The sequence below is a fragment of the Azotobacter tropicalis genome, assembly GCF_059739045.1.
The window spans coordinates 1,912,009-1,933,532 of sequence record NZ_AP046059.1 but is presented as its reverse complement, the minus strand read 5'-3'; the positions used below and the strand labels follow the sequence as shown (position 1 = coordinate 1,933,532).

The 21,524-nt window shown below is 66.5% G+C and carries 13 protein-coding genes and 4 pseudogenes; 1 reads left to right on the top strand and 16 read right to left on the bottom strand.

Translation table 11 applies throughout. The features are described from left to right. Positions 1–13 precede the first annotated feature (13 nt). From Atro_RS09040 to Atro_RS09030, 3 genes are all read right to left on the bottom strand, one after another. Complete coding sequence (locus tag Atro_RS09040; protein WP_497927305.1) at positions 14–502, bottom strand: tripartite tricarboxylate transporter TctB family protein; 489 nt, start codon at positions 500–502, stop codon at positions 14–16. A 1-nt stretch (position 503) separates the two neighbouring features. Beyond that, complete coding sequence (locus Atro_RS09035) at positions 504–1,463, bottom strand: Bug family tripartite tricarboxylate transporter substrate binding protein (RefSeq protein WP_497927304.1); 960 nt, start codon at positions 1,461–1,463, stop codon at positions 504–506. A gap of 325 nt (positions 1,464–1,788) precedes the next feature. Beyond that, positions 1,789–2,004, bottom strand: a complete 216-nt coding sequence (locus tag Atro_RS09030) for a DUF3509 domain-containing protein (protein WP_497927303.1) — start codon at positions 2,002–2,004, stop codon at positions 1,789–1,791. 281 nt (positions 2,005–2,285) lie between these two features. Here Atro_RS09030 and Atro_RS09025 point away from each other — a divergent pair, with 281 nt between their 5' ends. After that, on the top strand, positions 2,286–2,783 hold the full coding sequence (locus Atro_RS09025) for a phosphate-starvation-inducible protein PsiE (RefSeq protein ID WP_497927302.1): 498 nt from the start codon (positions 2,286–2,288) through the stop codon (positions 2,781–2,783). Between the two features lie 110 nt (positions 2,784–2,893). Here Atro_RS09025 and Atro_RS09020 read toward each other — a convergent pair. The 13 genes and pseudogenes from Atro_RS09020 to alg8 all read right to left on the bottom strand — a co-directional run bounded on the left by Atro_RS09020 (position 2,894) and on the right by alg8 (position 21,410). Then, positions 2,894–5,511, bottom strand: a pseudogene (locus tag Atro_RS09020) (DEAD/DEAH box helicase). A 147-nt stretch (positions 5,512–5,658) separates the two neighbouring features. Then, entirely contained in the window at positions 5,659–6,123 is a 465-nt protein-coding gene (locus Atro_RS09015; protein ID WP_497927301.1) for a multidrug transporter, read from the bottom strand. A gap of 152 nt (positions 6,124–6,275) precedes the next feature. Beyond that, positions 6,276–7,721, bottom strand: a complete 1,446-nt coding sequence (locus Atro_RS09010; protein ID WP_497927300.1) for a mannose-1-phosphate guanylyltransferase/mannose-6-phosphate isomerase — start codon at positions 7,719–7,721, stop codon at positions 6,276–6,278. Between the two features lie 94 nt (positions 7,722–7,815). Continuing rightward, the gene (locus Atro_RS09005) at positions 7,816–8,460 is read right to left on the bottom strand and encodes an alginate O-acetyltransferase AlgF (protein ID WP_497927299.1); all 645 of its coding nucleotides are present in this window, start codon (positions 8,458–8,460) and stop codon (positions 7,816–7,818) included. A 38-nt stretch (positions 8,461–8,498) separates the two neighbouring features. Continuing rightward, entirely contained in the window at positions 8,499–9,665 is a 1,167-nt protein-coding gene (locus Atro_RS09000; RefSeq protein WP_497927298.1) for an alginate O-acetyltransferase, read from the bottom strand. A gap of 12 nt (positions 9,666–9,677) precedes the next feature. Next, positions 9,678–11,183, bottom strand: coding sequence for an MBOAT family O-acyltransferase (locus Atro_RS08995; RefSeq protein WP_497927297.1), 1,506 nt, complete (start codon positions 11,181–11,183; stop codon positions 9,678–9,680). Between the two features lie 194 nt (positions 11,184–11,377). Continuing rightward, a pseudogene (locus Atro_RS08990) lies at positions 11,378–12,495 on the bottom strand (mannuronate-specific alginate lyase). 7 nt (positions 12,496–12,502) lie between these two features. Continuing rightward, complete coding sequence (locus tag Atro_RS08985; protein WP_497927296.1) at positions 12,503–13,954, bottom strand: alginate O-acetyltransferase AlgX-related protein; 1,452 nt, start codon at positions 13,952–13,954, stop codon at positions 12,503–12,505. 19 nt (positions 13,955–13,973) lie between these two features. Next, a pseudogene (gene algG, locus Atro_RS08980) lies at positions 13,974–15,547 on the bottom strand (mannuronan 5-epimerase AlgG). A gap of 296 nt (positions 15,548–15,843) precedes the next feature. Then, positions 15,844–17,330, bottom strand: a pseudogene (locus tag Atro_RS08975) (alginate export family protein). Then, on the bottom strand, positions 17,327–18,712 hold the full coding sequence (locus Atro_RS08970; protein WP_497927295.1) for an alginate biosynthesis protein AlgK: 1,386 nt from the start codon (positions 18,710–18,712) through the stop codon (positions 17,327–17,329). The pseudogene Atro_RS08975 and the gene Atro_RS08970 overlap by 4 nt, the downstream one beginning before the upstream one ends. Before the next feature lie 13 nt (positions 18,713–18,725). Continuing rightward, positions 18,726–19,892 (bottom strand): PilZ domain-containing protein, encoded by a 1,167-nt coding sequence (locus Atro_RS08965; protein ID WP_497927294.1) that lies wholly within the window; start codon positions 19,890–19,892, stop codon positions 18,726–18,728. Positions 19,893–19,928: 36 nt separating this feature from the next. Continuing rightward, entirely contained in the window at positions 19,929–21,410 is a 1,482-nt protein-coding gene (alg8, locus tag Atro_RS08960) for a mannuronan synthase (RefSeq protein ID WP_497927293.1), read from the bottom strand. Between the last annotated feature and the right edge of the window lie 114 nt (positions 21,411–21,524).

Below are 21,524 nucleotides of genomic sequence, written 5' to 3'. Positions count from 1 at the left end.
CCTTGAGCCCGGCTCAGATCCAGGCGTTGACGAGAGGTGGAAGGGAAACCCCAAGCCCGATGCTGAAAAGCCAGTAGACCGGTAGTGCCAGAGCGATGCCGATGGCGAGGTCCCGTGCCGGACGGCGACTGCCGAATCCATGGGCCGAACAGGCGAACAGCAGCGCCGCAGCCAGTACGAACCCGATATGCGTGATGAGCAGGGCACAGATCGCAAGACCCGCGGTAACCCAGGCGGCTCCACTCTTGCCGCCGGGCTTGGTAATTCTGTCGCTGTCGTCTGCGGGATTTCGGGAGCCACCGGTGGCAGCCTGAAGGCTCGTCAATACACCTACGATCCCCAGGAACACTGCCACGGCATAGGGATAGACGTGAGCACCCAGGATGGTGAATCCCTTCTCCACCGGAAAGCGGGATGCGCCGACCGCCAATACCGCACTCATGAGGATGAGGGTTGCGCCGACCGCCAGTTGTGCCGGTAATACTTTCCGGGGTCGGGGCATATCAGAGCAGACCGACCTTGATCAGCATGTCGCGCAGGCGCGAGTGCTCGTCTTCGACGAACTTGGCAAAGTCATCCCCACTGATGACGCTGGGTAGCCAGGCATTGGCTTGGAGACTTTCTTTCCACAGGTTGGTGTTGGTAGCGGCCAGAACGGCGTCGGTCACTTCCTGGCGTTGTGCCGGCGTGAGGTCGGCTGCGCCATAGACACCGCGCCAATTGCCGATGGTCATGTCCAGTCCCCGCTCTTTAAGCGTCGGGGCATCGACACCGGCCATGCGGCTGGGCGAGCCGACGGCGAGTACGCGGAACTGACCGGACCCGATGTATTTCGAGAGTTCGGCATAGCCGCCGGTGATCGCCGTGACATGGCCTCCCAGGGCCGCCGCGACGGCTTCGCCCCCGCCGCCGAAGGCGATGTAGTTCACCCTGTCGATCGGGATGTTCAGCTTGCCCGCCAGTTCGGCGATTCCGATGTGATCCACCGAACCCTTGGAGCCGCCAGCCCATTTGACGGTAGGCGGATTAGCCTCGAATTCGGCCAGCAAGTCGTCCAATGTTTTGTGCGGGGATGCGTTACGCACGGCAATCACATTGTATTCGTGGAAAAGCCGTGCGATCGGCGTCACCTTCTCCAGGGTGATTGGCGGCTTGTTCTGTACCACCGCACCGACCATGACCGCGCCGACGATGAGCAAAGCATTCGGGTTGCCCCGGGTGCTGTTGGCGAATTGCGCCAGCCCGAGCGTTCCTCCGGCGCCGCCCTTGTTCTCGAAGCTGACCGCTTTTGCCGCTCCGGCTTCGAGCAAGGCCTTGCCCAACATGCGTGCGGTCTGGTCATAACCACCGCCGTTGGGGCCAGGGATCATGAATTTGACGGTGTCCAGCGCAAAGGCCGATGTGGCGAGCAGGGTGAGGGCTGTGACGGTCAACACACCGAATCGACGGAGCGAGACGAACATGGATTGTCTCCAGGCACCAGTGATCCATTGATGCCGAGTGAGTGTTTGTCATCCATTGCAGTTGGGTCTTGACCAAGGGGCGAGCGTCAGTCGTCGAATGTGCGCCCGTGGATAAGTGTAGGTCGGCGCGTGGGGCAGCCTCGGCTCAGGAGGGCTTCAAGGCATTGGACTGCGGCTTTCGCTGGCATGCTGAAGAGGGCGGCCGGCCACGGATCCGCTGTTTCCGGGCTGCTGACGCTGTGTCGCCCGTGCGGGACAGGCAGTCCGGGCATGATCCGGCGTGTCAACGTCCCGAGCACAGCCAATGAGCAAAGCAGGAAGGGCCTTATCTTCCGCTCGCCAACGCTCCTTTCATCGCGGCAATGCAGCCCTGCAGGCGCTGCGGATCCCGCCATTGCGCAGCCTCGATGAGGTGGCACAGGGCGATGCCGGTGTCATCGGAAAGCGTCATAAGAATGCTACCGTCGGGGCCTTTCACGCAGAAATTCACGTTGAATTCCGCTTGGAAAGCCGCGCTGAGGGTATCGAAAGGGCTGTCCATGGGGCGTATTCCCTGCACGAGTGGCTGATGAAGGAGTGGACAGGCAGCCGCGAGGCAAGTTCGTGCGCGACCACCCTGGTCCGAATATTTTTCCGATCAATGACCTTGAGTCCGATTCGACGATTTGCAAAACCTGTGCTAGTGCGTTTCGGCGTCGGGCCGTTGATAATGCCCCTACGGATTTCTTCGGGATATCTGGTCTATTTTCTGCATGTCATATGCATCAATTCAAGGCCGCCTGCCGGGCCGTCTCCGTCGGGCGCTTACGCGAGGGCTGTAAATTGAAGATCGATAAAGCTGAAGTGTTACGCCAGCAGATGCATGGGCTGGCCGAGTCGATGGGCAACCTGCTGGTGGAGGGCTTCCACTACCTGGCGCTGTTCGCCATCGGCGGCGTGACGGCCTGGGCGGCGGTGCATGCCTTCTTCGACATGGTCGAAAAGGGTCACATCACCATCGACGATATCCTCCTGTTGTTCATCTACCTCGAACTCGGCGCCATGGTGGGGATCTACTTCAAGACCAACCACATGCCGATCCGCTTCCTCATCTACGTGGCGATCACCGCGCTGACCCGGCTGATGATCGGCGACATTTCCCACAACCACACGCCCACCTGGGGCGTGGTCATGGTGTCCGGGGCGATCCTGCTGCTGGCCCTGTCGAACCTGGTGGTGCGCTACGCCTCCTCGCGTTTCCCGTCCGAGCAGTCGGACAGCCCGTCGTCGGTGCGCCGGCGCTTCATGACCTCGAAGGAAAAAGCCGCCACGGCCGAATGACGGGGTCACCTTGACGGGCTCGCCTTGGGCGGCTCGTGCCCTTCCCGGGCAGGCGTGCAGGGAGGCACGCCACGACACACGCCTCCCGCTGCGGCGCTGCCGCAGCCTCCTTACTCCAGCGGCGCGAACAGCGCGGCGATGTCCTCCTCGCCCATCCGCCACTCCCCGTGGATAGCGCCCTCCAGCAGGCCGCGGGCCAGCTCGGCCTTGGCCTTCTGCAACTGCTGGATCTTCTCCTCGACGCTGCCGCGGGCGATCAGCCGGTAGACGAACACCGGCTTGTCCTGACCGATGCGATAGGCGCGGTCGCTGGCCTGGGCTTCGGCGGCCGGGTTCCACCAGGGATCGAAGTGGATCACGGTATCGGCGGCGGTCAGGTTCAGGCCGGCGCCGCCGGCCTTCAGGCTGATCAGGAACACCGGCACCCGGCCGGCCTGGAATTCCTTCACCGGTGTGCGCCGGTCGCGGGTGGCGCCGGTCAGCTGGACGTAGGGGATCTTGCGTGCCTCGAGTTCCGCGGCGATCAGTTCGAGCACGCCGGTGAACTGGGAGAACAGCAGCACGCGGCGGCCCTCGGCGAACAATTCCTCGAGCATCGGCAGCAGCGCGCTCAGCTTGGCCGAGTCGGCGGCCTTGTAGCCGGCCGCCGCCTCGTCGTCGAGCAGGCGCAGGTCGCAGCACACCTGGCGCAGGCGCAGCAAGGCCTCGAGAATCAGCAGCTGGCTGCGTGCCAGGCCCTGGCGTTGGATCTCCGTGCGGATCTTGTCGTCCATCGCCAGACGCAGGGCCTCGTAGCGGTCGCGCTGCGCTTCGGTCAGCTCCAGGTACTGGGTGATCTCGCTCTTGGGCGGCAGTTCGGGGGCCACCTGCTCCTTGGTCCGGCGTAGCAGGAAGGGCCGCACCCGTGCCTTGAGGTGGGCCAGGCGGACGAGGTCGCCGTGCTTCTCGATGGGCAGGCGGTAATCCTGCTTGAAGGCCAACTGGTCGCCCAGCCAGCCGGGCATCAAGAGGTGGAACAGCGACCAGAGTTCGCCCAGGTGGTTCTCCATCGGCGTGCCGGTCAGGCACAGGCGGTGCCGGGCGTCGAGTTCCCGCGCGGCCTGGGCGGCCTTGCTGCGCGGGTTCTTGATGTTCTGCGCCTCGTCGAGGATCAAGAGGTGGTAGGGCTGGCGGGCCAGGGCCTTGAGATCCGGGCGAGCAGGGCGTAGCTGGTCAGCAGCAGGTCGGCGTTGCCCATCTCCTCGAACAGGGCGCTGCGCCGGGAGCCGTGCAGGGCCAGCACGCGCAGGTCGGGAGCGAAGCGGGCGGCCTCGTCCTGCCAGTTGGGGATCAGGCTGGTCGGCATGACGATCAGCGCCGGTGCGCTCAGGCGCCCGGCTTCCTTTTCCAGCAGGATGTGCGCCAGGGTTTGCAGGGTCTTGCCCAGGCCCATGTCGTCGGCCAGCACGCCGCCGACCTGCAGCTCGCGCAGCGTCTGCAGCCAGGCCAGGCCCTGCAGCTGGTAGGGGCGCAGCTCGGCGCGGAGTCCGGCGGGCGCCTGCACGGCCTGTTGCGGCAGGTCGCGCAGGCGCCGGGCGAAGTCGCGCAGCGCCTCGCCGCCCTGCCAGTGCAGCGGCAAGGCTTCTTCGAGGGCGGCTAGCCGGGCCGCGTCGGGACGCGCCAGGCGCAGGCGCTGCGGGGCCTCGTCCGGCACCTGGAAGAACAGCTCGCCGAGGCTGGCCAGCAGCGGGCGCAGGCGGCCGAAGGGCAGCGCGATGCGCTGGCTGGCGCCCGGCGCGCGCGACACCGGCACCAGCAGCAGCTCGTCGTCGGCACGCCGGGCCAGGGCCTCGGGGGTCAGCAGCCAGGGGCTGTGGCGGATCGCGTGGAGCAGGATCGGCAGGAGGCTGAGGCGCTGGCCCTGCACCTCGATGCCCATTTCCAGCTCGAACCAGTCCTGCCCGGCGGCCGGTTCCAGCTGCAGATACCAGTCGTCGATGTCCAGCAGGTTGTAGTGGAAGTCCGGGCGCATCTCGATCTGCCAGCCCTGCTCGCGCAGCCGCGGCAGGTCGTGGCGCACCCAGTGCAGCCAGCTGTCGTCGTCGAGCAGTTCGAGCAGTTCGCCGGCCGTCTCCGGCAGCGCCTCGCTCTTGCGCAGAGCGATGTGGAAGCCCTGCGCGGCGAGGGTCTGGCGATGGCGCGCCTCGGCCTCGGGATGGCGGCGGATGCGCAGGGTTTCCGTGGCGCCGGGCACCAGCAGGTCCTTGGCCGGCTTGCCGAAGGTCCGCTGCTCGCCGTAGCGGAAGGCCAGTGCCGCGCGGTGCTGGGTCTGCTCCACCATGCGGCCCTTGCGCGCGTCGTAGTGCAGGCGCACGTGGCTGCCGAGGGTCAGCTGGGGGACGGGCTCGAGGTCGTCGATCCGCCGCTCGGGCCGCGGCGCAGCGGCTTCGGCGGGGGGCGCCTGACGCTGCAGGGTGAGCAGGGCGGCGACCACGTGCTTGCAGTTGTGGCCCACCGGGCAGCTGCAGCTGCCCTCGATGCGCCAGTTTCCGGCATGGGACTGCAGGTGGATGCGCTGGCGGTAGCGCAGGGCCGCCGCACCCCGGCAGCTGGCGTCGATTGCATCGGCGGCAACCTGCAGCAGGGTGCAGCGTCCCTGGCTGGCATAGTCCTGGCCGCGTTGCAGGGTGCCGGGGTCGAACTGGTCGCGCCAGTCTTCCTGGCGCAACCGCAGGAGATCCGGCGGCATCAGCAGTCCTGCCGTGGCGGACGCTGCATGGGGAGGGCGATGCTGTACATGGGCCGTGAAAAATCGATGGAAACCGCCGATTCTCTCACAGCGGAGCGCATTGGGCAGCCTTGACGGGCGGCGTTCGGCCGGAAACGGCGCCGGGCGTCAGTCGGCGAAACGGCCGTCCAGGCGTTCGGCGCGAAATTCCAGGCTCTGCGCCCGGTAGCCGTGGCGCAGCGGCGGCAGCGGCAGGCAGGCGCGCCAGTCGCTGCCCGGCTGGAGGGCGCCGGGGGCGCTGTAGTGCGGGCTGTCGTAGCGCTCCTCGACCAGGTCGGCGCTGTCGCCGGGGGCGTAGGCGGCGACCCGCCAGCGCAGTTCGAGCAGCGGCAGGCGGCTGCCGTTGTGCAGGTGCGCCGCCAGCGGCCGGTCGGCGGGGCATTCGGCGGGCGCGTGGTACAGGCGGAGTTCCAGCCGGGCCAGGTGCTGCGCGGTGCGCTGCTCCTGCCAGAGCGTTGCGGCGGCGATCAGCGCCACGCCGAGCGCGGCGCCGAGGGAGACCGTGGCGACCTTGTCGGGATAGCGCAGCAGCAGGGCCAGCCAGACGAGCAGGAGCAGGGCACCGATCAGCATGGGCGGGTGAGGCGAAGGCGGGACATGGGCGGTCTCGGCGCAGGAGGCTGCCGGCATTCTACGGGGGAGTGCGTTCGGGAGGGAGGTCCGCCGGATTGCCCGGCGGAGGGGCTGTCCGGACGCCCGCGCGGGCGTCCGGAAGGGTGGAGCGGTCAACCGGCCACGGAGCGGCTCTGCACGCCTTCGGTACGCCCGTAGACGTCCTCGAGACGTTCGATGTCGTCTTCGCCCAGATAGCTGCCGGACTGCACCTCGATGATCTCCAGCGGGATCTTGCCGGGGTTGGTCAGGCGGTGCACGGCGGCGACCGGGATGTAGGTGGACTGGTTCTCGGTGAGCACGAAGGTCTTCTCGTCGCAGGTCACCTGGGCGGTGCCGGACACCACGATCCAGTGCTCGGCGCGGTGGTGGTGCTTCTGCAGCGAGAGGCTGGCGCCCGGCTTGACGGTGATGCGCTTGACCTGGTGGCGGTTGCCCATGTCCACCGAGTCGTAGGCGCCCCAGGGACGGTAGACCAGGCGGTGGTTCTGGCTTTCCGGGCGGCCCCGGTCGTCGAGGGTCTTGACCAGCTTCTTGACGTCCTGCACGCGGTCCTTGTGGACCACCATGGTGGCGTCCTTGGTCTCCACCACCACCACGTTGTCCAGGCCGATCACGGTGACCAGCTTGCCGTTACCGTGTACCAGGCTGTTGTGGGTGTCGTGGAGGATCACGTCGCCCTTGGTGACGTTGCCGTTCTCGTCCTTGTCGTGCACTTCCCAGATCGAGGCCCAGCAGCCGACGTCGCTCCAGCCGGCGCACAGCGGCACCGCGGCGGCCTGGCGGGTCTTCTCCATCACCGCGTAGTCGATGGAGTTGTCCGGGCAGCAGGCGAAGCTGGCCGGGTCGACCTTCAGCTCGTCGTTGTTGCGCTCGCTGCGCTCCAGGGTCAGCAGGCAGTTGTCGTAGATGTCCGGGTCGTGCTCCTTGAGTTCCTCGAGGAAGCGGCTGGCGCGGAACAGGAAGACGCCGCTGTTCCAGAAGTAGTTGCCGGACTCGACGAATTCCTTGGCGCGGGCCAGGTTCGGCTTCTCGACGAACTGCAGGACGCGGTTGGCGCCCTCGGGCAGGCTGCCCTGCACGGCGAGGTCGCACTTGATGTAGCCGTAGCCGGTCTCCGGACGGTGGGCGGGGATGCCGAACAGCACCAGCTCGCCCTTTTCAGCGGCCTGGGCGGCTACCTTGATGGCCTGCTGGAAGGCCGGCTGGTCGGCCAGCACGTGGTCGGCCGGGAGGACCAGCAGCAGTTCGTCGCGGCCCTCGGCGAGCAGTTGCATGGCGGCCAGGGCAATGGCCGGCGCGGTGTTGCGGCCGAAGGGCTCGAGGATCAGGCCTTGCACGTGCAGATCGACCGCTTCGAGCTGCTCCTTGACGATGAAGCGGTGCTCCTGGTTGCAGACCACGATGGGGCTCTGCATGCCTTCGAAGTTCAGGCGCTGCAGGGTCTGCTGGAACAGGGTCCGCTCACTGGTCAGGGCGAGGAACTGCTTGGGATACTGCTTGCGGGAAAGAGGCCAGAGACGTGAGCCGCTGCCGCCTGACAAGATCACCGGAATCATAGATTGCGCTCCTTTGGAAATGGGGTACTGCACTGCTTGCTGTGTCCCTGCTGGTGTTCCGCACTGGTCTTGCGGGTGGTATGTGATGGACCGCTCACTCTTTCACCGGAGGTTTGACCCAGACGGGGTTGATCTGGTTCGCCGAGCCGGTCACATACAGACAAACAATTTCGCCGCGGGCCAGGCTGATCGGCTTGAGGTCGGCGACCTTGCGCTCGCCGTCGAACAGCGCCAGGTTGGCCTTCACCGGGTTGATCTCGCGGTCGCCGCGTCCCTTGGGTTCCACGCTCTTGACCACTTCGGTCTTGCCGTCGGCGGTCTTCAGGGTCAGCGCCTTGTCGGAGAGGTTCTGCACCCGCAGCATGGCCTTCTGCTTGCTCTTGAAGGCCGGCTCCTCGACCAGCAGCGGGGCGCCGCCGGCCTGGGTCACCAGGGTGTAGTAGTGGTCGGCCGAGAGGTTCACCGGCAGGCTCTGGGAGCCGATGCGGGCGCTGTACTGGCCGGCCGGCAGGTATTCGAAGCCGCTGCTGGACAGCGGCGAGATGTCCTCCAGCGCGACGCTGCCGACGCTGGCGCTGGTTTCCTGGTTGCCGGCGTTGTAGAGGCGCACGAACGCCGAGCCCTTGGGCGCCACGGCTTCGTAGAGCGCCGCGTCTCCGGCCTGGGCCTGGGAACCGGCGAAGCCGAGCAGCAGGCTCAGGCCGAGGGCGATGCGGTGCTTGCGTTGCAGTCGGATCATTGCTTGTACTCCTTAGCGAGGCGGTAGTGGGACGGCGCTCAGGGGCGCGCGCCCTGCGGGGTAGCGGTGTTGTCGGCCAGGCGCTTGTCCTGGCGGCCGGCGCCCTTGAGCTGGGCGATCCAGTTGGCGTCGAATTCGCTCAGGTCGTAGGCCACCGGCAGGTAGCGTTCGGGGAACTCCCAGATCACCAGGCGCGGCGGGGCGTTCTTGAAGTCGTCGCTCTGCAGGAACTTGAGCATCGGCAGGATCGGCCCGCGGCCGTCCTCGGCGAAGTTCACCAGGTCGCTGCCGAGCGCCTGGCGCAGCGCGCCGGCGAAGTTCCAGCGCTGGTCGGCACTGTAGCTGGTGCCGACCAGAGCCACCGGCACCTGGGTTTCGGCGAACAGGTCGCCGGCGCCGGCACCGTTTTCGTCCTGGGCGCGGGTGCTGTGCTTGGTCAGCTGGTCCGGCGGCGGCAGCATCTCCTCGAACAGCGGGTCGAGCGGCAGGAAGTTGGTCAGGTCGCCCTTGTGCGGGCCGCCCGGCGCGGTTTCGGTGACGTAGACGCTGCCGGTCTCGGGCAGCAGGCCGCTCGGGCGGATCGCCGTGGCCAGCTGGCCGGCGACGACCTGGGCGCCGTAGGGCGTCCAGTGGGTATCGGTGCGCAGGAACACCTGGCCCTCGGTCTTGGCCTGGGTCAGCGGGCCGAACAGGTCCGGCGCCTGGATGCCGGCCGCGCCCATGGCGCCGTGGAAGCTCTGGTAGAGCCCCTGATGCAGCGCCGCCGGGCGGCGTTCGCCGAGGTGTTCCGGATACAGGCGCGCCTTGGCCGGCAGGATCGCCATGACCAGCTGCACGTTGTGCTGCGCCAGGCTCTCGCGCACGCCCTGGATCAGCGCCAGGTTGCTGCGGATGTTGTCCTGGCCGGCGGCGGTGGGCTTGAATTCCTCGTCGCTGTACAGCCAGTCGTTGGCGCCGATCATCACCCCGGGACGACCTTCGCCGAACAGGCTGAAGTCCAGCGCGGCCCAGAGGTTGGTGCCGAGCCGCTTGATCGGGAATTCCTCGTCGTAGTGCTTCTCGAAGGCCAGGGCCAGCTTGCCGTTGAGCACCGGGGTGTCGGCGGCGGCGGAGAAGTCGCTGGCGCCCTTGAGCGACCACAGGCTGAGGGCCAGCAGGGTGCCGGTGAAGGTGCCGGCGTAGAGCAGGTTGGAGGTTCTGTTCATGGCGATCCCTCTTCAGAACTGGAAGTAGAGGAAGGGCGAGAAGCTCTGCGCCGAAAGCTTGAGCACCGAGGCGGCGAACAGCAGGAGCAGCGCGACGCGGGTCGCCAGCATCGGCAGGTCGATGGCGGTCGACGGCGCATAGGTCAGGGTGCCGTTCGCGGCCGCGACGATGCCCTGGGGCGCGTCGGCCTGCTCGTTGGCCTTGGCCTTGGGCGCTCCGGTGAGCGGCTGGGCGTAGAACTGGCGGATGCCGAACACGGCGATCACCACGTAGGCGAGCAGCAGGGTGGCGATCTGCAGGCTGGTCAGCTGCGCGCGGTTCAGTTCGGACAGGGTCCAGTCGCCGAAGCTGAACATGGCGGCGTACATGCGCCAGGCCACGTCGAGGTTCTCGGCGCGGAAGATCACCCAGCCGATCACCACCAGCAGGAAGGCGAAGGCCCAGCGCAGCGGACGGATGCTCTTCGGCGCGGCGTCGATGCGCAGGGCGCGCTCGATGGCCAGCCAGGTGCCGTGCCAGGCGCCCCAGATGATGAAGGTCCAGTTGGCGCCGTGCCACAGGCCGCCGAGCAGCATGGTCAGGATCAGGTTGCGGTAGGTCTGGAAGGTGCTGCCGCGGTTGCCGCCCAGGCTGATGTACAGGTAGTCGCGCAGCCAGGTGGACAGGCTGATGTGCCAGCGGCGCCAGAACTCGGTGATCGACTGGCTGATGTAGGGCTGGTTGAAGTTCTCCATGAAGCGGAAGCCCATCATCAGGCCGAGGCCGATGGCCATGTCGCTGTAGCCGGAGAAGTCGAAGTACAGCTGGGCGGTGTAGGCCAGGGCGCCGAGCCAGGCGTCGCCGGTGGTCGGATCGCTGAGGGCGAAGCAGTGGTCGGCGATCGGCGCCAGGCTGTCGGCGATGAACACCTTCTTGATGAAGCCCTGCATGAAGCGGGTGCAGCCTTCGGCGAACTTGTCCAGCGTGTGGGTGCGGTGGTTGAACTGGTCGACCAGGTCACGGAAGCGCAGCACCGGGCCGGCGATCAGGTGCGGGAAGATCGCCACGAAGGCGGCGAAGTCGATCAGGTTGCGGGTCGCCGGGGTATCGCCGCGGTACACGTCGATGATGTAGCTGATCGACTCGAAGACGTAGAAGGAAATCCCGATCGGCAGCAGGATGTGGGTGACCACGAAGGGCTCCAGACCGAACGAGGCGATGATCGCGTTCAGGCTGTCCACACCGAAGTTGGCGTACTTGAAGTAGCCGAGCACGCAGAGGTCGACCACCACGCCGAAGATCAGCCAGTGCTGGCCGCTCTTGCTGCGCACGCCGGCGGCGCCGATGCGCAGACCGATCCAGTAGTTGAAGACGGTGACGGCGGCGAATAGGCCGAGGAAGTCGATGCGCCACCAGGCATAGAAGATATAGCTGGCGGTCAGCAGCAACAGGTTGCGATAGCGCGCCGGGCTCAGGTAGTACAACCCGAGAAACAGCGGCAGAAATAAAAACAGGAAGACGTTGGATGAAAAAACCATTACCCGTGTCTCGCTTCTAGCACCAATTGTTCAGGCTCCTCATGAGCCCGGCCTCTCCCCCGGGAACACCCGAAGAGGTCCGTTCCCGGTTGCGTCTTGTGCGCATTTCGGGGCATCCCGCCCGGCCCGGAGAGGGCGTGGCGGCCGGCGACGGACGAACTGCCGGCTGCTTTGGCTCGATGTGGCGGCCTGCGCTAGTCGCGCTTGCCGACGGTCGATTTGGACGGTTTCTCCGGCGGATCGAAGGTCCGCGTCACGTCGCCGCCCAGGCGGAAATTCTTGAACGGGCCCATTTCGGCCTTCTTTTCCCGCAGGGCGGGGGAACAGGCGTAGAGCGCGCAGTAGGGCTCCAGCCAGGAGAATTTGGCGTCGGTCTCCAGGTCCTCCATGTCCTGGTCCTCGTCGCCGGCCCGCTCGGCGAACGGATCGGGATCCTCGACGCCGGCCAGCACGTTGCCGGCCAGGCGGCCCAGGGCGCCGTCGTTGTCGCCGCGCAGGTCGACGCCGTTGGCCTGGGCGAAGGCGGCGACCATCATCAAGGGCGGCAGGGCGTAGTTGTGGTAGGCGAGGGCGCGCTGGCGGCGCTTGAGCTCGTTGGGCAGGAAGCCCTGCGGGTCGATCTGCTTGGCGGCGATGTGGAACTGCTCCACCGCCCAGTCGAACAGCGGCCGGCGGTCGGTCGCCACGGCGGCGGCCATCACCGCCCAGGCCGCCCAGTAGGAGTGGTTGTTGACCTGCTTGAGCGGCAGGTCGCTCCAGTCCTTGACCACCTGGTCACCTAGCTTGGAGAACCAGGCCTCGATGCGCCGCGCCTGCTCCGGGTAGGCCGCCAGCGGCTGCGACGTGGAGAACTTCAGGCGCAGGTAGGCGCCGGCCAGGCTGCCCAGGGCCCATTTGCGCATGGACTTGCCGGTGTGGTTGTACTCGGGGACAGCAGCGCGCCGTCCTCGGCCCAGGCGTCCAGCCAGGTCAGGGCGCACTCCAGCTCGCCGGTGCGGCCCTTTTCCATGTAGCGCATGACCATCCGGCTGACGCCGCGCTCGATCTCGGTGATCGGCTTGGTCTTGGCACGGAAGGCCTTTTCCGCCTCCTTGTTGAGGGTCGAGCGGGCCGAGTCCGAGCCTTCGTACTTGCTGCGAAAGACCAGCTCGCCGGTGTAGGGCTCGGGCACCATCTGGCAGGCTTGCGCCTCGCCGCCACGGGTCTCGACGGCCGCGTAGTAGCCCTTGGGCGGAACCAGGCTGGCGGCGTGAACGGCTTGGCTCAGCAGCAGGCTGCCGAGCAGGCAGGGGAGGGCGAGTCTGGTCTTCATGGGAGCCTCAGTTGCCGCTGCGGGCGGTCAGGTTGGCCGGGGCACGGTAGTCGTGGCGCTTGCACAGGCGCACCTCGACTTCGACGGGCTCTTTGAGCCCTTCCGGCGGCTGGATTTCCATGGCGAAGAAGTTCAATCCGCCCCAGTCGGCCTCGTCGCGCATGTTGAAGGCGAAGCGGCCGTTGGTTTCGGTGGTGACCGGCTTGTCGAACTGGAACTGCTCGCGGCGGCCGGTCATGTACCAGATGGTGCCTTGCAGCTTCTTCACCGAGGGGTCGCTGAAGCGGATGTCCACCTGATGGCGGGCGTTGCTGGCCTCGACCAGCCGGCCGGCGCCGTTGATCAGCACTTCCTTGCCGGCCTCGCCGGGGCGCAGGGTGGCCTTGCCGGCGAGCAGGGTCTTCTCGCCTTCGCAGGCATTGCCGAGCATGGACAGCGCCTGGCGGTAGAACTTGTCCTCGTCCAGCTTGTAGAGCGGCGAGAACTCCCAGACGAGGATCTTCGGCGGGTTCTTCTGGAACTCCTCGCTGGCCAGGTATTCGAGCATCGAGCCTTCCAGGCCGCTGCCGGGGAAGGCGACGTTGAGGATCTCGGCGCCGGTGTATTCGGAGAGGAAGCCGGCGAAGTTGTAGTTCGTGCCGCTGTGGCTGGTGCCGACCAGGGTGATCTGCGGCAGCCCGCTGTCGCCGAACAGGTCGTCGCCGCCGCCTTCGCCCTTGGGCTCGGTGAAGAACTGGTCGCTGTGCTCGAAGGCGTAGGTGGTGTTGCACAGCTGGCCGGCGACCCGGTGGTGGGTGCCGCGCTTGCCCATGCGGCCCATCTTCTTGGTGACGAACTCCTTCTTCGGGATGTCCGCGAAGCCGGGGACCTTCTTCATGGTCTCGGCGACGATCCGCGCGCTGCGTTCGGCGCCGTAGGAGGTCCAGTGGTGGTCGCCGCGGAAGTAGAAGGCCGGCTCGACCTTCTCGTCGGTCAGCGGGGTCAGGTCGGGCACCCAGTAGCCGAGCTCCTCGAAGTGCTTCAGGGTCGCCCGGAAGTTCCTCACCGCCTTGTCGTAGTCGAAGCGGGCGTAGTCGGCGGGCAGCAGTTTGTTGCGCTGCACCATGCCGCGGGTCGGCTGGTAGACGATCACCAGCTCGACGCCGCGGCTCTTGAAGGCGTCGTGCAGGGCCTTGAGCTTGCGGTAGCCGTCGGGCGTGGTGCCGAATTCGGTGCGCAGGTCCTCGTTGGTACGGAACAGCCAGTCGCTCTCGTTACCCTGCACTAGGGTGACGAAGTCCTTCATGTAGCTGCTGCTGTAGGCGTTGGGATCGGCGGCGGCCGGGCACAGGTTGCAGCAGGGCTCGGCCCGGTAGGTGGGCAGCCCGGCGGGGGTTTCGGCACGCACGCCGGTGGCGGCCAGGGCGATCGCCGCGGCCAGCGTGGAGAGTCCAATCCATTTGCGCTTGTGGGTCTTCATGGGTGCAGTCTCGTCGTTTCTACAGCTCGGCCTGGGCGTCGACCGGATCGATCAGCACGGCCTTCTGGCGGCGTACCAGCAGGTCGAGGATCTCCTCCTGCTTGTCGCCGAGGACGCCGGTGAAGGAGAGGCCGGAGCTTTTGGTCGGGGCGAGCATCTCCACGCGGTAGAGCTCGAGGCTCAGCGGCGAGTCCACCGAGATCGGCGCCGAACCGTTGCCGGCCAGCTGGCCGCCGACCACGATCATCGACACCTTGGTGTCGAAGGGGTCGAGCTTGAAGTTCCGGTCGGTGTGGCTGAGGTCCTTGATGTGGCCGTAGATGCCGGTCAGCTGATTGGCGGCGGAGAGGTTCTCGTAGATGCGGATGTTCATGCTGTTGCGCATGCGGATGCCGTGGCGCGCGTTGGCGATGATCCGGTTGCCCCAGATGAGGTTGTTCGAGCTCTCGTAGAGGGTGATGCCGTCGGAGTGGTTCTGGAACACCTCGTTGTAGGCGACCAGGTTGTGCTCGCTGTTACGGTCGAGGACGATGCCCGACAGCTTGTTGTCGTGGGTGCGGTTGTTGATGATCCAGCTGTTGTTGACTTCCCGCGAGACGATGATGCCGTGCTTCTTCTTCGTCCCGTAGACATGGTTCTCGGCGATGATCAGGCGTTCCGAACGGTCGTGGGGTCGATGCCGTAGACGATGTTGTCGCGGTAGGTGTTGCCCTTGAGCACCACGTCGTCGGCCTCGTAGCAGTAGAAGCCGTAGTAGATGTCCTCGAACGTCGAGTCGATCAGCCAGCCGGTCGGGCGCGAGCGCTTGAGGCGCTTGTGCATCTCCGGGGTGTACTGGGTGATGCTCACGCCGTAGGCCTTACTGGTGTTGTAGCCCAGGCTGGCGATGGTGCTGCGCGAGATGTAGGTCTCGGTGCCGCCCCAGGACACCAGGAAGGGGCGGAACACCTCCTCGCCGCGGTAGGCGGACGGGGCGTTGTTCTTCTCGCTCCAGCCGACCACCTTGGTATCGGTGATGAACAGCTTGCCGTCGTTGACCAGGAAGGAACCGCGCTCCTCGGAGAGGCGCAGTTCCTTGACGTTCTTGCCGATGTGCAGGGTCGCGCCGGGGGCGACGACGATCGGCAGGCGCGCCACGTAGACGCCCGGCGCGGTCTCGGCGAGCTGGCTGGGCGACAGTTGCCGGGCCAGCTGGCTCAGTTCGACGTAGCCGCCTTCGACGAAGATCGCATGGGGCATGCCACCCTGGCGGGCGATCCACTCGCGCAGACGCCCGCTGCCGCCGGTGAAGTCCTTCAGGGCGTTCTGCTGCAGCATGCGTCGTACGGCGATCTGTCCGCCGGGCTTGCGCTGGATCTTGGCCTCCACCGCGGCGTGGGTGTAGCCGGAGAGATCCGGCAGCTTGGGCGCATCCATATGCAGCGCCTCGATCGAGGCGCTGCTGACGCTGTACTGCTTCGAATTCAGAGTGATGGGAGCAGACTGCTCCGCCGCTGGCGGCGGAGCGGCCTGACTCCAGGCGCTGGTGGCCAGCAACACGCCGAGCAGCACGGGTTTGAGCTGGGTGGATGCAAATTTTCGTTGCATGTTCATGTTCGATCCTCTCAGCGTGCCGCTGGACCATAGGGTCTGTTGACGTTTTGGCGTGGGCCGCGTTGCCGCGCCAAATGCCGCCAGGCCAGGCGCGGGTCGCCGGCAATGGTCATTCCCTTGCCAAGACCCGCAACGCCGCACGGTGGCATTTGCCGCGCAACCCGCAGGGACGGGGTCCGTCTGGCGCAGCACGGCGTCTCTCCTCGTTCATTTGGAATGACCAAACTTCTCTCCTCGTTCCTTGTTCTGCGCCAGACGGATCTCCGTCGCGGCCTGCGCCAAAGCATCAACAGACCCTAGAAGCGCCAGATCATGTCGACGAAGACACGATGCATCTGGCTGTCGCCCTTGCTGGCGTAGGCGCTGGTCGGGAAGAACAGACCGCTGCGCAGACGGATCAGCGCGGACTCCTCGTCCAGTTCCCCGGTCCAGCCGCCGGGCAGCATGCCGGCATTGAAGTAGCGGGTGATCACCAGGTCGACTTCCTGGCCGAGATCGCTCTTGCCGGCCTTGAGGGCGTCCTTGCCGTCCTTCTCGAACGGGCTGACGCCGTTCTGGCCGAGCTGCTCGTCGTCGTCGACGCGCCAGAAGTGGTGGTAGATCAGGCTGGTCTCGAAGTCCTCGCGCGGCTTCCAGGAAGTGAACAGGGTGCCGACCTGCAGGTTGGTCAGCTCGCCGCGGAACGCCTCGCCGAAGCGGTGGATGCGCGTCTGGATGCCGGTGAAGCTCGAGCGGTTGCTGTGCATGCCGGTCTGGATGAACTGTTCGGACTCGTCGTCGCCCTCGCCGCCGCTGCCGCGGGCATAGGCCGCGCCGACCTTCCAGCGGTCGTTGATGCTCCAGCGCAGGCCGAGATCCAGGGCCCAGGCATCGACGTCCATGTCCTTGTAGTGGTCGGGGCTGCCGTCGCTGGCGAAGTGGCGCTTGTCCATCTCGCCGGTCAGCCAGGTGAATTCGGCCCAGTAGTTGAGCGGCATGGTCGAGCGGTAGTTGAAGAAGTCGCCGTCCAGGTGCACGCCCAGCCAGGTCAGGTCGCCGGTGTAGGATTTGCTCTGGCGGTCCTCGTCGACCTCCTGCTGGCTGTCCGGCAGGTCGCCGTCGTCGCTGGTGTGGTGCACCTTGAAGCCGGCCCAGTGGCCCGGCCGCCATTGATAGTCGAGACCACCGAACACGTGGGTGCGGTCCTCGTCCTCGGCGCTCAGGTCGTCGAGGTCGGTGCGGTATTCGTCGAAGCGCTCGGCGACGCCGGCCTGGGCACGCAGCAGGCTGGTGTCCATGGTCCAGTTCAGCGACTCGATGTGGATGTCCCACCAGGTGCCTTCGTTGGTGGGGCTGCGCACGCGCTGGCGGCCGAGGCGCAGGTGCTCGCCGGGGTAGGGGGTGAGGCCGGCGTAGTCGATCCAGAACTCGCGCAGGGCCAGGTAGCTCTTGTCCGGGTCGCGGCTGCTGTCGCGGTTGAAACCGTTTCCGATGTCGCCCGGGGTTCTTCGTTGGGGTCGGTCGGGTCGGTTTCGATGATGTCGGTGGCAGTGACCGCCTGCAGCATCACCATGGCGCCCCAGTTGCCGCGCCGGCCATAGACCCAGGGCCTGAGGTCGAGGGCGACGCCCTCGGCGTCGCCGCCGCTGCGGGTGTCGAGGTCACGATCATCCTCGGACTCGGCGGTGATCTTCACGTCCATGCCGTAGTTGCGGTCGGGCCCCACGGGGCCTGCCAGGAGGGGAGTGCAGAGCAGGGTGGCTCCCAGTCCCAGTCCGGCGCTGATGTATTGCTTCCTTCTCATAGTGCTTCCTGTTCGGTTTGCATGGCTTGCAGTTGCGTCGGGGCTTGCCACGCGCCGTAACGAGCCTGCTGTTCTGCGTGCAGCAACTGTTCGCCCCGAGTGCGCTCCGCAGGAGCGAGCTTAGTCTCGATTTCCTGCAGCAGCGCTTCGGAGTCCGGGCGGCCCTGGAGCACGGCGAGGCGCGCGAAGACGTAGGCATTGGCCAGGTCGATGCGGATGCCGCGGCCCTGGGAGAACAGTTGGGCGAGGGCGTAGTCGGCGCTCGCCTGGCCGCCGCGGGCGGCGGTCAGCAGGCTGTCGACGGCCTTCTGCGGGTAGACCTCGCCGAGGAAGCCGCGGCGGTAGATCTGGCCCAGGTAGTAGTGGGCGCTGTTTTCCGTGGCGCGGGCCTTGATGAAATGCTCTTCGGCCTTGAACGGGTCCTGCGGAAGCAGCTTGCCTTCGTAGTAGAGCCGGCCGAGCAGCAGGTCGGCCGCCGGCTGGGCGGCGGAGCGGCCGCGCTCGAGGTAGCCGAGCATCTGGTCGATGTCGCCGGTACCGGGGAAGTCGTAGAGCAGGCGCGCCAGGGCGACCCAGGCGGCCGGGTAGGTCGGCGCGATTTCCTCGAGCATGGTGCGCGCGGTCTTCTCGTCGGAGACGCCGAGCAGCGGGTTGGCGAGCACGCCGGCGACGTCCATGACCATCTGCGCCGGCACGCTGCCGGCGCGCTGGGCGGCCATCAGCTGCTGCACCAGCGCCTGCAGGCGGTCGTCCTGCTTGCGCTTGAGGTAGACGGTGGCCAGCTCGATGTAGCAGTCGCTGTGCTCGGCCAGGCGCTGCTGGCAGATCCGCTCGATGTCGTCCAGGTGCTGGTCGTAGGTGCCCTGGGTGCGGTAGAGGATGATCTGCGCGATGTCCGCCTGGGGATGCCCGGCGGCCCGCCACTGGTCGATGCGCTGTTGCAGGCTGACGTCCGGGAAGCTCTGCGGGTTCTTCAGGTAGAGCATCGCCAGCGGCAGCAGCACGCCTTCCTCGCCGGCGCCGAAGGCGTCGCCGAGCAGCTGCGCGGCTTCGCGCTTTTCCGCCTCGCTGCTGGTCGGCTTGTAGGCGAGCAGCTTGCCGAGGCGGGCCTTGGCCCGCGGCGAGGCGTCCAGCGCCATGCGGTAGGTTTGTTCCGCCTTGCGCAGCTGCTCGGGATCGCCGCTGGCCAGCTGCATGTCGGCCAGGCCGAGCTGGGCGTCGGTGAAGCCCATTTCGGCGAGCTGGCGGAAATGCCGCTCGGCGGTCTGGGTGTCACCGCGCTGCAGGGCTTCCTTCGCCAGACGCTCGTCGGGCAGGTCGAGGTTGGCGCAGGCCGTCAGGCCGGCCAGCGCCGTGAGCAGCAGGGGCTTGGTCAGATTCACCTGAGGGTTCCTCTCAGAGTCCGGCGGTCACGGCCTTGTCGATCAGCCAGTCGTAGGAGGGGCCGCGGTCGATGACCACTTCCACCGGCTGACCGGCCAGGGCGCTGTCCAGGGGTTGTTCGGGCTGGATGATCACGCGGATGTCGCCGGACAGGCTTTCGTCCTGCAGGGCGCTGCTGACGATCCGGCCGTGGCGTGCCTGCTCCTCGCCGGGCACGCTGAAGGTGACCTCGGTGCCGGGCTTGAGCTTGCCGAAGTCGTGGTAGCGGAAGCGCGCCTCGACGGTGGCAGCGGCGTCGCGCGGCAGCAGGTCGAAGATCACATCGCCCTTGGAGGCGTACTGGCCGTTGGCGACGCGCTGGGCGACCACCTTGCAGTCGCACGGGCTGGTCAGGGTGCCCTTCATCTGCTTGGTGAACAGCTTCTCGACGTTGGCCGGGTTGAGCTGCTCCTCGCTTAGGTGGCCCTTGAGCATTTCCAGCATGGAGGCGGAGAAGGCGGCGATCGGCGCGCCGTTGGCGACCAGGCCGTCCGGGCCGACCAGGCTCTGCACCGTGCCTTCGCGGGGCATGGTCACCTGCATGCCGGGCACGCTGACCATGCCCGATTCGGCATGGGTGACGAAGTAGAGGTCGTAGAGCTGCTTGAGGATCAGGCCGAAGGCGCCGAGGCCGACGATGAAGATCGCCAGGCTGAAGCTGACCGCGCGCAGGCGCTCGAAGGCGGTCTGCTGGGCCAGGCCCTTGCCCTTGCGGGCTTTGGTGAAGTTGTCGCGCTGCAGGGTGCAGATCACGTCGCCGACGGTGACCAGCTCGCCGCTCAGGTGCGAGGTGATCAGCTGGCGCAGGGTGGAAATCTCGCGGGCGCCCAGGCCCTGGAACTGGCAGCCGGTGCGGCCGGTTTCCGGGTCGAGGTTGCGCACCTGGAACTCCACGTCCATGGCCAGGCCAAGGCTGTCGAGCTGGAACATCAGCTTGCCGCGGTGGAAGGCGCCCTGCTGGGTGATCGGCTTGCCGCTGGCGAAGCTGAAGCCGCCGGCGGAGATGTCGATCAGGCGCTGCTCGACGGTTTCCCGGTTGGGGCCGATGAAGCGGATCTTGCCGGGCAACTTGACCCGGGCATGCTGGCGTTGCGCCTCCGACTCGTGGACCACATTTACGTTGAGGGTCGCGGTATTCATGGTTGGATGTCTTCCTTCTCGATCATTCATTCCCGGTCAGACCGACAGCATCAGCACAGCGACGAAGATGCTGGCTGCTGAAAAAGTCATGGCCTTCGACGACCAGTTGTTGAACCAGCTCTGGAAGCTGGCGAGTTCGCGGTTGAGCTTGGTGTCCTGGCGCGTCCAGGATTGCTGGTCGAGGCGGAAGAACACGTGGATCTTCACCAGTGCGCCGACGATCTGGTTGTAATAGAGGATCAGCGGGTAGGCCGGTCCGATGGGGTGCCCGGAGAGGGACAGCAGCAGGGTCAGGACCAGGCGGGTGGAGCAGACCCACAGCAGGTAGGCGATGAAGATGGCGATGCTGTACTTGATGGTGCCGATGATCGCCACGGTCAGGCCGAGCACGCTGGTCCACATGGACACGCGCTGGTCGAACAGCACCACCGAGGTGAACCAGCCCAGGCGCTGGACGCCGAGCTTGAGGGCGCGGGAGTTCTGCCGCAGGTTGTTGCCGTACCAGCGGAACATCAGCTTGCGGCTGGCCTTGACGAAGCGCTTCTCCGGCGGGTGCTCGACGGTGTGGATCGAGGCGTCGGGCACGTAGAAGGTGTCGTAGCCCAGGCGCATCAGGCTGAACCAGCTGGACTTGTCGTCGCCGGTGAGGAACTTGAAGCGACCCAGGCGCCAGTGGTCGAGGTTGTCGTTCTCGACGTCGATGATGAACTCGGGGTCGGTGACCACCGCGGCGCGGAACACCGACATCCGCCCGGTGAGGGTCAGCACGCGGTGCGACAGGGCCATCGAGCACATGTTGATGTGGCGCTGGGCGAAGCGCAGCTTGTGCCACTCGCTCATGATGTAGCCGCCCAGCACTTCGCAGAACTCGTTGGTGGTCAGGCCACCCATGTTGGGGAAAATCTTGAAATAGGGGACCGTCTGGCGCACCACGCCTTCGTTCAGCACGGTGTCGCCGTCGATCACCGCGACCACCGCGTTGTCGTCGGGCATGTGCCGGGAGATGGCGCGGAAGCCGTTGGCCAGGCCGTCGCGCTTGCCGGTGCCGGCGATGCGCACGAAGTCCAGCTTGACCCGGTCCGGGGGCGCGAGCTTTTCCCAGAGGCTCTTGATCAGCAGCTCGTCGGACATTTCCACGATCGAGCAGACCACGGTGGTCGGGTAGCCGCAGTTGATCGCCTCGCGGATCACCGAACCGTAGACCTTGCCGGTGGTCAGGGCGTCGATGCGGAAGCTGGTGACCATCAGGAACACGTGGGAAGGATCGGCGTCCTTGCCCAGCTTCTCCACCTTGCGCCGGTAGTAGGGGTAGACCACGTAGAGGAACAGCATGCCGCGCAGGAAGTGGATGATCCCCATGGAGTAGCGCCAGATGCCGATCAGGCCGATCAGCATGATGAAATGCTTCGACTCAGGATCGAACACCTCCGGCGGCAAGCCGAGTGCCAGCAGCATCAGGAAACTGAGGAAGAGCAGCCAGCCGGTGGCTTCCCCGAGGGCATGCTTGAGCCTGTCCATAATCGTTATGAATCCGTCGTCTGTATTCGCAAGCCGGCAATGGGCGGCACTGTCCTTGTTCTTGTGCGCGCTGCCCCTTCCCAAGGGCCGCTCCGCCAGGGAGCGGCCGGTGGT

Coding starts and splice junctions, on each gene's coding strand:
- Atro_RS08965 (WP_497927294.1), bottom strand. CDS start 19,892: ATGAATACCGCGACCCTCAACGTAAATGTGGTCCACGAGTCGGAGGCG.
- Atro_RS09015 (WP_497927301.1), bottom strand. CDS start 6,123: ATGCTGATCGGTGCCCTGCTCCTGCTCGTCTGGCTGGCCCTGCTGCTG.
- Atro_RS09005 (WP_497927299.1), bottom strand. CDS start 8,460: ATGATCCGACTGCAACGCAAGCACCGCATCGCCCTCGGCCTGAGCCTG.
- Atro_RS09040 (WP_497927305.1), bottom strand. CDS start 502: ATGCCCCGACCCCGGAAAGTATTACCGGCACAACTGGCGGTCGGCGCA.
- Atro_RS08985 (WP_497927296.1), bottom strand. CDS start 13,954: ATGAAGACCCACAAGCGCAAATGGATTGGACTCTCCACGCTGGCCGCG.
- Atro_RS09010 (WP_497927300.1), bottom strand. CDS start 7,721: ATGATTCCGGTGATCTTGTCAGGCGGCAGCGGCTCACGTCTCTGGCCT.
- Atro_RS09035 (WP_497927304.1), bottom strand. CDS start 1,463: ATGTTCGTCTCGCTCCGTCGATTCGGTGTGTTGACCGTCACAGCCCTC.
- Atro_RS08995 (WP_497927297.1), bottom strand. CDS start 11,183: ATGGTTTTTTCATCCAACGTCTTCCTGTTTTTATTTCTGCCGCTGTTT.
- Atro_RS09000 (WP_497927298.1), bottom strand. CDS start 9,665: ATGAACAGAACCTCCAACCTGCTCTACGCCGGCACCTTCACCGGCACC.
- Atro_RS09030 (WP_497927303.1), bottom strand. CDS start 2,004: ATGGACAGCCCTTTCGATACCCTCAGCGCGGCTTTCCAAGCGGAATTC.
- alg8 (WP_497927293.1), bottom strand. CDS start 21,410: ATGGACAGGCTCAAGCATGCCCTCGGGGAAGCCACCGGCTGGCTGCTC.